Source organism: Lonepinella sp. MS14435 (genome assembly GCF_042485795.1).
Classification (GTDB): domain Bacteria; phylum Pseudomonadota; class Gammaproteobacteria; order Enterobacterales; family Pasteurellaceae; genus Lonepinella.
In genome coordinates, this window is record NZ_CP169368.1 from 949,434 (window position 1) to 961,705 (window position 12,272).

13 protein-coding genes are annotated in these 12,272 nt (G+C 34.0%); 11 read left to right on the forward strand and 2 right to left on the reverse strand.

Annotated features, from left to right (window positions below):
* Positions 1-96: 96 nt before the first annotated feature.
* Entirely contained in the window at positions 97-1,032 is a 936-nt protein-coding gene (gene birA, locus O1Q80_RS04560) for a bifunctional biotin--[acetyl-CoA-carboxylase] ligase/biotin operon repressor BirA (protein WP_386695946.1), read from the reverse strand.
* A 130-nt stretch (positions 1,033-1,162) separates the two neighbouring features.
* On the opposite strand from birA, the gene guaB reads away from it, so the two are divergent.
* Genes guaB through guaA form a run of 3 tightly spaced genes read left to right on the forward strand, consistent with a single transcriptional unit; the run spans position 1,163 to position 5,268 of the window.
* Positions 1,163-2,626: an IMP dehydrogenase gene (gene guaB, locus O1Q80_RS04565; protein WP_386695948.1), complete on the forward strand. Its 1,464-nt coding sequence runs from the start codon at positions 1,163-1,165 to the stop codon at positions 2,624-2,626.
* Positions 2,627-2,686: 60 nt separating this feature from the next.
* A complete protein-coding gene (locus tag O1Q80_RS04570; RefSeq protein WP_386695949.1) occupies positions 2,687-3,700 on the forward strand; it encodes a DUF4238 domain-containing protein in 1,014 nt (337 codons plus the stop codon).
* A complete protein-coding gene (gene guaA, locus O1Q80_RS04575) occupies positions 3,697-5,268 on the forward strand; it encodes a glutamine-hydrolyzing GMP synthase (RefSeq protein ID WP_386695951.1) in 1,572 nt (523 codons plus the stop codon). Before O1Q80_RS04570 ends, guaA begins: the two co-directional genes overlap by 4 nt.
* Before the next feature lie 156 nt (positions 5,269-5,424).
* Here the strand turns inward: guaA and O1Q80_RS04580 are convergent, their stop codons facing one another.
* Positions 5,425-6,027 (reverse strand): helix-turn-helix domain-containing protein, encoded by a 603-nt coding sequence (locus O1Q80_RS04580; protein WP_386695953.1) that lies wholly within the window; start codon positions 6,025-6,027, stop codon positions 5,425-5,427.
* A 161-nt stretch (positions 6,028-6,188) separates the two neighbouring features.
* Here O1Q80_RS04580 and O1Q80_RS04585 point away from each other — a divergent pair, with 161 nt between their 5' ends.
* The 8 genes from O1Q80_RS04585 to O1Q80_RS04620 all read left to right on the forward strand — a co-directional run bounded on the left by O1Q80_RS04585 (position 6,189) and on the right by O1Q80_RS04620 (position 12,271).
* The gene (locus O1Q80_RS04585; protein WP_073508202.1) at positions 6,189-6,380 is read left to right on the forward strand and encodes a hypothetical protein; all 192 of its coding nucleotides are present in this window, start codon (positions 6,189-6,191) and stop codon (positions 6,378-6,380) included.
* A gap of 11 nt (positions 6,381-6,391) precedes the next feature.
* The gene (locus O1Q80_RS04590; protein ID WP_386695954.1) at positions 6,392-7,462 is read left to right on the forward strand and encodes a site-specific integrase; all 1,071 of its coding nucleotides are present in this window, start codon (positions 6,392-6,394) and stop codon (positions 7,460-7,462) included.
* Between the two features lie 10 nt (positions 7,463-7,472).
* Complete coding sequence (locus O1Q80_RS04595; protein WP_386695956.1) at positions 7,473-7,856, forward strand: hypothetical protein; 384 nt, start codon at positions 7,473-7,475, stop codon at positions 7,854-7,856.
* A gap of 90 nt (positions 7,857-7,946) precedes the next feature.
* Complete coding sequence (locus O1Q80_RS04600; protein ID WP_386695958.1) at positions 7,947-8,870, forward strand: DNA primase; 924 nt, start codon at positions 7,947-7,949, stop codon at positions 8,868-8,870.
* Complete coding sequence (locus tag O1Q80_RS04605) at positions 8,867-9,829, forward strand: AAA family ATPase (protein WP_386695959.1); 963 nt, start codon at positions 8,867-8,869, stop codon at positions 9,827-9,829. The genes O1Q80_RS04600 and O1Q80_RS04605 overlap by 4 nt, the downstream gene beginning before the upstream one ends.
* A 268-nt stretch (positions 9,830-10,097) precedes the next feature.
* On the forward strand, positions 10,098-10,478 hold the full coding sequence (locus O1Q80_RS04610) for a mobilization protein (protein ID WP_386695960.1): 381 nt from the start codon (positions 10,098-10,100) through the stop codon (positions 10,476-10,478).
* Complete coding sequence (locus tag O1Q80_RS04615; protein ID WP_386695962.1) at positions 10,478-11,914, forward strand: relaxase/mobilization nuclease domain-containing protein; 1,437 nt, start codon at positions 10,478-10,480, stop codon at positions 11,912-11,914. Before O1Q80_RS04610 ends, O1Q80_RS04615 begins: the two co-directional genes overlap by 1 nt.
* A 150-nt stretch (positions 11,915-12,064) precedes the next feature.
* The gene (locus O1Q80_RS04620) at positions 12,065-12,271 is read left to right on the forward strand and encodes a helix-turn-helix domain-containing protein (RefSeq protein WP_386695964.1); all 207 of its coding nucleotides are present in this window, start codon (positions 12,065-12,067) and stop codon (positions 12,269-12,271) included.
* The last annotated feature ends 1 nt before the right edge of the window (position 12,272 follow it).

A 12,272-nucleotide genomic window follows, 5' to 3' on the forward strand; every position in this document is an offset into this window, starting at 1 on the left:
TTATCGCTACTCCGTAGCTTGTGTTCTATTCTATATTCCAAAGATGCGGAGCATCGTCACATGCTTAACCGCGTACGAGAGTACGGGGAAATAGCACTATTTTCTCCGCAACGACACTTCCCCACCATTAAAGGTCAATAATTCACCACTATTGGTTAATAATTTTAAATATCCATGTTCATCAATGCCTTGTTCCGTTCCTGAAATCACTTGTTTTTCTGTGATGATATTTACCGTTTCACCGAAATAAGCATCAACTTCTAGCCATTTTTGCTGAAATTCAGCATTTATTCCTACTCGCTCGAATGCTTCTAGTTCTTGATAAATCTGTTGGATTAAAGCGATCAACAACGAAGTGCGGTCTATTTTTGGTAAAATTTCGGTTAAATTTGCCCAGCTTTGGTCAATTTGTTGGTTATCTTTGGGAATATCAACGTTTAACCCAATCCCCACCACTAAATTAAGTTGACCATTCTCGGCATGAGCAATTTCAATTAAAATCCCTGCTAGTTTTCTTCCTTTTAATAAAATATCATTTGGCCATTTCAGCATGATGTCTGCACTGCCTAATTTTATTAAGGCATGATGAATTGCCATTGCTACGACAGAACTCAAACCATCAATAGGCTTTCTAGCATCTACTTGCCAAATAAAACTAAACATTAACTGACTAGCAAAAGGTGAAATCCATTGCCGTCCACGTCGTCCACGTCCTGCGGTTTGGCTTTCAGCAGTGCAGATGTCACCTTTGTTGAGGCGTTTGATATTTTCAAGTAAAAATTGATTGGTTGAATGAATAATCGGGCGATAAAACACTTGATTCGGCAAAGTATCACACAATTTTTCAGGGTTTAATAATGCGGTTTGAGGTAATAACTTTACTTCACCCAAAGTGGTATCAATATGAATACCTTGCTGTTGTAATTGTTGAATTTGAGCCAGTAATTCATTGGCATTACAGCCTAAAAGTGCGGTTAATTTTTCAAAACAATAAGGTTGACCGTCAGCCAGTTTTTCTAATAAATCGTACATAAATTTCCTTTTCAATCATTCCTTAAAAAAAGCGGGATTTTTCACAAAAATTCGTTCACAAGATAAGGTTAAACCTGTATAATGCGTTCGCAATATTTTATAGCATACACTTAAAAGAGAGAATATTGCAATGTTACGAATTAAGCAAGAAGCCTTGACTTTTGATGACGTTTTACTCGTCCCAGCCCATTCCACCGTGTTACCTAACACCGCTGATTTATCCACTCAACTGACTAAAACCATTCGCCTAAATATCCCGATGCTTTCTGCTGCAATGGATACGGTAACGGAAACCAGATTAGCGATTTCCTTGGCACAAGAGGGAGGAATCGGCTTCATTCACAAAAATATGTCTATTGAACGCCAAGCAGAACGTGTGCGTAAAGTGAAAAAATTTGAAAGCGGTATTGTGTCAGAACCTGTTTGCGTACAACCTGATATGACTTTGGCACAATTAGCAGAAATTACAAAAAAAAATGGATTTGCAAGTTTTCCTGTGGTGGATAATGCAGACAACTTAGTAGGGATTATCACAGGTCGTGATGTGCGTTTTGTATCTGATCATAGCAAAACCATTGCAGAATTTATGACTCCAAAAGAGCGTTTAGTAACTGTCAAAGAAAATGCAAAACGTGAAGAAATTTTTGGTTTAATGCACGAGCATCGTGTAGAAAAAGTATTGGTATTAGATGCCAATGATAAATTAAAAGGTATGATTACCTTAAAAGATTACCAAAAAGCAGAAAATACGCCAAATGCGTGTAAAGATGAGTTTGGTCGTTTACGTGTAGGTGCTGCAGTCGGGGCAGGGGTTGGTAATGAAGAACGTGTTGAAGCACTAGTCCGAGCGGGAGTTGATGTATTATTAATTGATTCATCACATGGACATTCCGAGGGTGTATTACAACGTGTACGTGAAACTCGTGCAAAATATCCTAATTTACCGATTATCGCAGGCAATGTAGCAACTGCAGAGGGAGCGATAGCCTTAGCCGATGCAGGTGCGAGTGCGGTGAAAGTTGGGATTGGACCTGGTTCTATTTGTACTACTCGAATTGTAACAGGTGTTGGTGTACCACAAATTACCGCCATTGCGGAAGCAGCTGCTGCGTTGGCAGATCGTGGTATTCCAGTGATTGCCGATGGCGGTATTCGTTATTCAGGCGATATTTCCAAAGCTATTGCCGCTGGGGCAAGCTGTGTCATGGTAGGATCAATGTTTGCAGGAACAGAAGAAGCACCAGGGGAAATCGAATTATATCAAGGACGTGCGTTTAAATCCTATCGCGGTATGGGTTCCTTAGGTGCTATGTCAAAAGGTTCATCAGATCGCTATTTCCAATCAGATAACGCTGCCGATAAATTAGTACCAGAGGGCATTGAGGGACGTATTCCATACAAAGGCTTACTTAAAGAAATCGTGCATCAACAAATGGGCGGTTTGCGTTCTTGTATGGGCTTAACAGGTTCTGCCACGATTGAAGATTTACGCACCAAAGCCCAATTTGTACGGATTAGCGGTGCGGGAATTAAAGAAAGTCATGTGCATGATGTGACGATTACTAAGGAAGCACCGAATTATCGGATGGGGTAAGTAAAAGTGCGGTCAACTTTTGCAAGTTTTTTGGGGAATTTGACCGCTTGTGATATGTATATGACAAAAGATAAATTTTTAAAACAAGATATAAAAAGGAAACACCATTATTTGCCCAAAGTATATTCTAAGCAATGGAAAGATAATAGAGGTATTTTAAATATAAATTTAAATGGAGAAATAATTAAATGTAAACCTGAAAATGCTTTTTTAGAAAAAGATCTTAATAGATTAGATTTTATTACGGCTACACAAATTTCAACAATAAAAGAATTATATAAGTCTTTTTTATATTCTGAATTTGGAAAAAGTACACTAAATTTTATTGATGAATTGCATGAAACATCTAGAATTTTGGAGAATTTATCAAGAGAAGAATTGAATATTTATATTGTGAAGAATGACTTATCTTATATTTTTGCTCTTTCAGAGATTAAATTGGAATCCCATGATCTGGATTATATTAATAAAATAAAACAGATACTTTTATCAAATCTAATAGAGGATGTATTTTCGGATGTTGAAACTAATTATGGTGAATTTATTGAAGCCCTTTCTCAGCAGGACAATTCTATATTAAAAAAATATATACAGTATTTATTATTATTCTCTACACTACAAAAGTTTAGAAGTCCTAATTTTCTTAATCAAAAGAGAAATGAGCTAAATGAAATATTACAAACTAAAGAAAATGATGTTAAAAATTGTTTAATTTTATCGGTATATATAGAGCATAAGAGATTTCTATTAGAACTATCTAAATATTATATCTGCATAGATTTAGTTAGTAATGTATCTGGAGAATATTTTTTAACATCAGATTCTCCGTTTGTATCTTGCGATAATGAAATTAGAAATAAATTAGAAATAGATGATTGTGATTATTTTTTCCCGATATCTCCAATTTATTTGGCTGTAATATGTAAAGGTCAAAAAAGAGATAAGAATACTAAGAATACTAGGTTATCTTTTGGGGAAATAAATAACAAGATGGTTATTCAGGAAATTAATAGTTTAATATCAAGATCTTGTCAAAATCTAATATTTTATAATGTAAAAGAGAAACAAAAATGAACAACATTCACCAACATAAAATTTTAATTTTAGATTTCGGTTCACAATATACCCAATTAATTGCCCGCCGTGTGCGTGAAATTGGGGTGTATTGCGAACTTTGGGCGTGGGACGTGACGGAACAGCAAATCCGTGAATTTAACCCAACAGGGATTATTCTTTCAGGTGGACCTGAAAGCACCACCGAACAAAACAGCCCAAGAGCGGCTGAATATGTATTTAGTGCTGGTGTACCTGTATTGGGGATTTGTTACGGTATGCAAACCATGGCAATGCAATTAGGGGGATTAACGGAAAATTCGGATCACCGTGAATTTGGTTATGCGTCTGTGGATTTACAAGCCAGTTGCCAGCTTTTCGCTCAATTAAATGATGATGTGAATGCAGCTCAAGCGAAATTAGATGTATGGATGAGTCACGGCGATAAAGTGACCCGTTTACCTAACAACTTCCAAGTCACAGGCACCACACCAACTTGCCCGATTGCAGCAATGTCCGATGAAAGCCGCCGATTCTATGGCGTGCAGTTCCACCCCGAAGTAACACATACCAAAAGCGGTTTAGCGTTATTAACTAATTTTGTAGTCAATATTTGTGGTTGTGAAACTAAATGGACAGCGGAAAATATTATTGAAGATGCGGTCGCTCGGATTAAAGCTCAAGTAGGTGATGATGAAGTCATCTTAGGCTTATCTGGTGGTGTGGATTCTTCTGTTACTGCCTTGTTATTACATCGTGCCATTGGCAAAAATTTACATTGCGTTTTTGTGGATAACGGCTTGTTACGTCTTAACGAGGGTGATCAAGTGATGGAAATGTTCGGCGATAAATTCGGCTTAAACATTATCCGTGTCAATGCGGAAAATCGTTTCTTAGCAGCCTTAAAAGGTGAAAATGATCCCGAAGCCAAACGCAAAATTATTGGTAAAGTGTTTGTCGATGTATTTGATGAAGAATCCCACAAACAAACCAAGGTAAAATGGTTGGCACAAGGCACCATTTATCCCGATGTGATTGAATCTGCAGCCAGCAAAACGGGTAAAGCTCACGTGATTAAATCTCATCACAATGTAGGCGGTTTACCTGATTATATGAAATTAGGTCTGGTGGAACCGTTACGTGAACTGTTTAAAGACGAAGTGCGTAAAATTGGTTTAGCCTTAGGTTTACCAGCAGAAATGTTGAACCGCCACCCGTTCCCAGGTCCAGGCTTAGGCGTACGTGTGTTAGGTGAAATCAAAAAAGAATACTGCGATCTGCTGCGTAAAGCGGATGCGATTTTTATCGAGGAACTTTATAATTCAGGTTGGTATTACAAAGTGAGCCAAGCATTTACCGTCTTCCTGCCAGTGAAATCTGTCGGTGTAATGGGTGATGGGCGTAAATATGACTGGGTGGTTTCACTGCGAGCGGTAGAAACTATCGACTTTATGACCGCACATTGGGCACATTTGCCGTATGAGTTATTAGGTAAAATCTCCAATCGTATTATTAATGAAGTGAGCGGTATCTCAAGAGTAGTTTATGATGTAAGTGGAAAGCCACCAGCAACGATTGAGTGGGAATAGTTAAAAATAGGCTATAAAGCCTTATAAATAGTCGTTTTGTAAGTTGTGTGCTTGCAAAATGCTTGCAAATTTTAGAAATGGGTCACCTGAAGAGTAATTCTTTGGGTGATTTTTTGTATTTTAAAATGCTACGGGTAGTTCCCATAGCATTTCTTTTTATAGCAAATTATTTTCTTTCAAGTATTCAATTCTCTTTTTTAGAATTTCATCACGACTTAGTTCTTCAAATTCTTTCTGTGTTAGTGGTAGAGAGTAATACTCTACAGATTTATTTTTCATGGAATCAAATTGATCTTTTGTAATAGAGTAAGATTCCAAGTCGAACAGATTATCGGATAATTCTTTTAGGATATTACACACATCAGCATTAAACGGATGCTCTTTGTCATTACCATAGAATACAAGCTTAACATTCCATTTATTTTCATCGGTTTCAATGTCATTATTGGGGAATTTATCTTCCACAATTATTTCAAATCCGATTTCTTTTTTCATTGCCAGTTCATACATAAATAATACAAAATCTCTCATGCTTGAAAGATCGAAAGTATAATTACTTCTTCCGGCAAGCCAATCTAAAGATACTTTGCATTTATCGGCAATATCTATTAGCACATCTATTGTAGGATTGTTTTTACCATTTTCGTAAGCAGACATTGACGGTTGAGGTATTCCTAAAAATTCTGCGAACTCTTTTTGTGTTTTTTTATTTATAGAACGAAGATATTTCAATCGTTCCGATACAGTTTTATTATTCATATTATAATATCCTATATTTATTATATCTTATTATATCAAATCGTATACTAAAAATAAAGAGGAATTCTGATAAAAATTAGAAATAACTATTGACTTCTATTATATAAATCAGAATACTAATATATATCGTAAGTTCAAATAAACAAGAAGGGAGGAAAAATATGAGAAAAATGTATGTTGATGCTGAAGAAGTCAGCAAAGATTGGGGAGTTTCAAAACCTAAGGCATACAAAATGATAAAAGAATTAAATGAGAGAATGTTAAAAGACAATCCAAACCTGATAGTAATTGCAGGCAAGGTTAATCGAAAATTTTATGAAGAAAACTGTTATGGACAAGCGAAAGAAGTGTAGGAGGTGGTGATGTGTCAGCAAGTAAGGATAAAGAAAGAGGCACCTGGAAAATTTATGTGAGGTATGTTGATTGGCAAGGAGTAAAACAAATCCATACAAAACGTGGATTCGCTACAAAGAGAGAGGCATTGGAATACGAAAGGGAGTTTTTAGCGAGTAAGTCAAGAGATTTGAATATGTTATTTGAATCCTTTGTTGAAATCTATTTGAGTGATTTAAAGCCGAGGATTAAATACAACACTTATTTGACAAAGGTTCATATTATAGAAACGAAAATAATACCATACTTTGCCAAGAAATCTATAGCTGAAATAACAGCTCCGGATATTTTACAGTGGCAAAATGAATTGCTTAAAAAGTCAGATGATGAGGGGAAACAATATTCTCAAACTTATTTAAGAACAATTCAGAATCAACTAAATGCAATTCTTAATCATGCCAATAAGTATTATGGCTTAACAAGTAATCCTGCTCATAAAACTACTAAGATGGGGAAATCAAAGGCACAGGAAATGTTGTTTTGGACTAAAGAGGAATATGAAAAATTCGCTGAAAGTGTTAAGAACAAACCTGCCTCATACTATGCTTTTGAGATACTTTATTGGTGCGGCATTAGAGAAGGTGAATTGCTTGCACTTACAAAAGACGATTTTGATCTTGAGAAGAAAACTCTAACTATTAATAAATCATTTCAAAGGTTAAAAGGAAAAGATTACATTACATCTCCAAAGACAGAAAAAAGCAATAGAGTAATTCAATTGCCACAATTTCTATGTGATGAAATGGCAGACTTCTTTGGAATGTTTTATCATCTGGATTCAAAGGCGAGACTATTTAATTTTACAAAATCATATTTACATCATGAAATGGATAGAGCTTGTAAGTTATCAGGAGTGAAAAGAATTAGAGTTCATGATTTAAGACATTCCCATGTCGCTTATTTGATAGAGCAAGGTTTTTCTCCTGTGGTAATTGCAGAAAGATTAGGTCATGAAAGTATCTCAATAACCTTAAATTATGCACATTTATATCCGTCAAAACAGTTGGAAATTGTGAACATTATCGAAAAAGAAAGGAATTAGGAAATTTAAGATGAGTAAGATTTTTAAAAGAGAAAGTCTACGAACAAAAGGTAGAAAGCTGAAAGTCGAAAAAAACAGGAAGAGAAATATTATAGTGAATTTCAGAATGTCTCCTGAAGAAAAAAGTTTATTGGAAGAGAAAATAGCATTATCGGGATTAAACAAACAGGATTATATGATTCAAATGAGCCTAAATCATAGAGTTGAGGTATTGGGAAATATAAGAGTGTTTGACGAACTTAAAACAAAACTGAATATGCTTGAAGAATATTTTAAAAATGTTAATTTGGACTGCGATATGGATGAAAATAAACTTGAACTTTTGGCATATATTCTGGAAATGTTTGAAACGGTAAATAGAAATAAAAATGGCTCTATCTACGGCAATAGATAAAGCCAAGAAGCAACCTGATAAGATTGCAAATCTCAAAAAATATTTTATCAGGTTGTACTTCTATCATCAACACAATTATGGAGGTAAAAAATGATAAATAAAGAAAATTACATTAACAACATTCCACAGGAATTAAAAGAACGTAAACAGTGGTTATGGTTCAAGATTTACCATAACAAAGATAAAAACGGAGATATAAAAATGGTTAAGATTCCAATCAGTCCAACTACTTGTGAATCGAATGAGTGGAACAAAGAAGAAAATTGGACAAGCTTTGAAACAGCTTTAGATGGTTTGGAAAGAAGCGATTGCGATGGACTATCATTTGTTTTAACTGAAGATGATCCGTTTGTCTGCATTGATTTAGATAAGGTTAAAGATAATTTTGAAGAGGTACAAGATATCATAAGCAATTTTGCAGAAACCTATAAGGAGATTTCCGTATCAGAAAACGGAGTTCACATTTTTGTTGAAGGCAGAATTCATAAGAACATCAACAATCAAACTAATCATTTTGAAATGTATAAGTCAAATAAGTGTATTGCTATGACCGGTGATGTTATAGGAACTTGCACAGAAATACAGAATGAACAATATAAGCTAAATCTCTATTATGAAAAATATGCTCTTAAAGAAACGTTAAGAGAACGAATTTCCTATTATAAAAATATAGATAGTGATGTGCCGGATATTGAAAGAATTTTAAAGGCAATCTATATGACAAATAGCAAAGGCAGAGAGCTTTTTAGAGGAGAATATTCCACAGGTGATGCAAGTAAAGACGATTTTCAGCTACTCCTTATACTGAACAGTTTCACACACGGAAATGCAGACTTGATGTTAGAAATATTTCTAAAATCCGCATTGAATCGCTTGGGAGATATGAGCAAAAGAAGGACGGAAGCGGCGTATCTTAAATATCTGAATCAAAGTATAAAAAAAGCACAGGAAGTCGGCGGAACAAATTATTGGAATTATAACTATCACAGAAAAACAAGGGAGGCAGTTCGTTGAAAGCATATACGATAAACACTGAGTTTGATGCCTCTGATAAGTATATTGTTGATAACATTATTGCAAGAAAAAGCATTACATTGATTGTAGCCTCACCTAAAAAAGGTAAGACGGCATTAGGACTGAATCTTGGGATATGTATCAATGAAGGAATTGATTTTCTTGAAAACAAGGTGCGTAAAACAAATGTTGTTTACTATTGTAACGAACTATCCGGAAAACTTATTCAAGAAAGAATTAAGAGATTAGATATACCTTGTTCAAACACTATGAAATTTTATGAAGGAACAAGTTATGTAGACTTTGATGAGTTTGAAAGAATTATAAAATCTGATGTTGAATTGGGTTATGAGGTGTTCGTGGTTGATACCTTTTCTAAGATAAAATATGACAGAAAATATAATGCCAATGATTACAATGATACCTATGAGGTTATGGCAAAATATTATGAGCTTATAGAAAAATATGGTTGCACTTTTATTATGATGTATCACACAAAAAAGGATTCATCTATCAAAAGTGTGAGTGAAAAAGTGATAGGTTCTCAAGCCTTATCCGGCTCGGTAGATACCATCATTGCGATTGATAAAGCTTCGGAATTTGATACAGAATTCAAGTTGGATGTAACAAGCAGGCTCTTTGAATCGAAAGCCTATCAGGTAAAAATACATCCTGTGAGAAAGATATTGGAACTTGATAAAGTGGATCCGATTGAAATGCTGGAACCGTCCATTCAAAGATTAGTTCAACTTATGCCTAAATTAAAAGAAATAGATGGAACAATAGTTGATATTTGCTCAAAGATAAAATTAGAGATAGAAAGTCCGCAGCAATTCGGCAAGACCTTAAATCGTAATAAAGATATTCTCAGAAAAAATGGAATCAGCATTACAATGAAGCGAGGCAAAAACAACAATAACTATCAAGTTAAATATAATTCGGAGGATGTAATTTACTAAAATGCCGTTCAGACCGTTCGTACCGTTTGATGTTTTATGTGTAAGGGGATGTCGTGCGGTATGAACGGTGCAAACGGTAAACTGAAAAGCTACATCCATTTTTTTCTGTGTAAGTTAAAGATGAATTTATAAAAAGTATGAATTATAGGTAGATAGCAAGCATATACTTTTTGACCACACTCAAAAAGTAGGCTTGAAATTTGATAACTCAAATTTGAAATATTTAGGGAGAACCCTAAGACCCCGAAAAAGAAAGGAGAGATGAAAAATGCCAAAGACAGTTAATCGTAAAAACAATTGTACTGTTCATTTTATGGTGAACGAAGAAGAGATGAAAGAATTAAATCGAAGATTTGCATTAACAAATTTTAAGAATAAACGAGAATTTTATAGAGATGCTATCTTTAAAAACAAGATTATCAGCATTGATATATCAGGAGCTTTTAGAAAAGAATTAAGAGAATTATCTTCTCTTGTAAGTAGAAATTCAGCAAACTTAAATCAAATAACAAAGCATATAAACAGTACAGGAGTAATTTACAAAAAAGATATTGAATTAATCCATTCTGGATTAGAACTAGAGTTGTCATTTCTTGCAGAATTTAGAGAAAAAGTTTCCGACTATATCATCAATGAGGTAATCGGATAATGGCTGTTACAAAGATACATCCGATTAAGACTACTCTGAAAAAAGCGATAGACTATATCTGTAACGGAGATAAAACCGATGATGAAATCTATGTTACAACGCACCTGTGCAGCAGAGAAAATGCTCATAAAGAATTTGAACTTACCAAGAAACAATTTGGCTCAAGAACAAAGATGTTGGCACATCATTTGATTCAATCTTTTGTTCAGGAAGAAGTCAGTTTTGAAGAAGCACATCAAGTGGGAATTGAACTTTGTGATAAAATTTTAGAGGGGAAATATGAGTATGTTTTAGCGACTCATATCGACAAAGACCATATTCATAATCATATCATTTTTAATTCCATAGATGTGGATGAGGGCAAGGTTTATCATTCTTATTACGGCTCATATATGAATATCAGAAACCAAAGCGACAGACTTTGCAAGGAGCATAATTTATCTGTCATCGACCAAGAAGCACAAAAAGAAATCAACGAGATTAAGCAAAGAAAATTTGTAAGTTGGTATGATTGGAATGAAGATAAAAAAGGAAAAAGCTATAAATCAAGACTTCAATTTGATATGGATAGAGTAATCCAAAAAGCAATAAACTGGGAACATTTTCTTAAAATAATGGAACAATATGGATATGAAATCAAGTTTGGAAAGCATATTGCTTTCAAACAGAAAAATCAGCAGAGATTTACCCGAGCGAAAACCATAGGGGATAATTACACAGAAGAAAAAATCAAAGAAAGAATCCGAAATAAAGATAAAGAAATAGGAGAGTTTGTTGATAAAACCAAATATGGAAATCAGGATTGGGTAGTTCATACCAACATGCAAGTAGCATCCAAAATTCTATTAAAAATAAGAGATAAAAGCTTTAACTCTATGGAAGCATTGGAAAAAGGAATTCAAAAAATATCATTTCAAAAAAATGAATTGAAACAAGAATTTGATAAACTTTCGTGGGAACAAAAGAGGATAAAAGAAGTCGTTAAGCATATTCAAATCTGTATCAACAAAAGAGAACATTATGAAGGCTATCGAAAAAATCCGAACGATAAAATTTATATGATGATCAATCGAAAAGATATAGAAGCCTATCAGAAATCCTATGAAGAAACAGATATTTTCCTTAAGCAATTTCCTCATTTGAAAGATACTGTATTGGGAGAATTGAAGAACAAATCCGGTAAAAATCTTTTCAGGAAATTAAATGAACATTCTAAAGAATTGCAAGCTAAACAAGAGGAGATTATGAAGAAACATAATTCATTATCAGTACAATATGAGGAATTGGAACATCTAAAAAATAACATGAATGAGTACCGGGGTAGAGACAAAAGGAAGAAAAAAGAGTCAGTTATAGGTGCTATTAATAGTTATAGAGTGGAAGTTAAAGATATATCTAAAGAAAAGAAAGAAATAGGCAAAGAAAATGAAAGATAAAATATTACTGTGTAGTCTTCGGGCTACACAGTTTTTTTAAAATTAAAATTTTGTACGAGAAAAAAGAATAAAATATTTCAATTGACTACACTTTTGTTGGTATAATGAATAAGTAAATGACACTACTCGTAATTAGAAAGGAGATTAGTGATGTCAAAGTTAAGTTATAAAAAGTTGTTTAAAAAAATGATTGATATAGATATGAAAAACACAGGACTTATGGAACAAGCAAATATAAGCAGGAGTACCTTTTACAAGATTAAAAATGGAGAAAATGTTACTACTGATGTATTGCTAAGGATATGCAATGTCTTAGAGTGTGATATTTCTGAAATTGTAGAATGCGTGGAGGAATGAT

Coding starts and splice junctions, on each gene's coding strand:
- guaA (WP_386695951.1), top strand. CDS start 3,697: ATGAACAACATTCACCAACATAAAATTTTAATTTTAGATTTCGGTTCA.
- guaB (WP_386695948.1), top strand. CDS start 1,163: ATGTTACGAATTAAGCAAGAAGCCTTGACTTTTGATGACGTTTTACTC.
- O1Q80_RS04570 (WP_386695949.1), top strand. CDS start 2,687: ATGACAAAAGATAAATTTTTAAAACAAGATATAAAAAGGAAACACCAT.
- O1Q80_RS04580 (WP_386695953.1), bottom strand. CDS start 6,027: ATGAATAATAAAACTGTATCGGAACGATTGAAATATCTTCGTTCTATA.
- O1Q80_RS04585 (WP_073508202.1), top strand. CDS start 6,189: ATGAGAAAAATGTATGTTGATGCTGAAGAAGTCAGCAAAGATTGGGGA.
- O1Q80_RS04595 (WP_386695956.1), top strand. CDS start 7,473: ATGAGTAAGATTTTTAAAAGAGAAAGTCTACGAACAAAAGGTAGAAAG.
- birA (WP_386695946.1), bottom strand. CDS start 1,032: ATGTACGATTTATTAGAAAAACTGGCTGACGGTCAACCTTATTGTTTT.
- O1Q80_RS04610 (WP_386695960.1), top strand. CDS start 10,098: ATGCCAAAGACAGTTAATCGTAAAAACAATTGTACTGTTCATTTTATG.
- O1Q80_RS04600 (WP_386695958.1), top strand. CDS start 7,947: ATGATAAATAAAGAAAATTACATTAACAACATTCCACAGGAATTAAAA.
- O1Q80_RS04615 (WP_386695962.1), top strand. CDS start 10,478: ATGGCTGTTACAAAGATACATCCGATTAAGACTACTCTGAAAAAAGCG.
- O1Q80_RS04620 (WP_386695964.1), top strand. CDS start 12,065: ATGTCAAAGTTAAGTTATAAAAAGTTGTTTAAAAAAATGATTGATATA.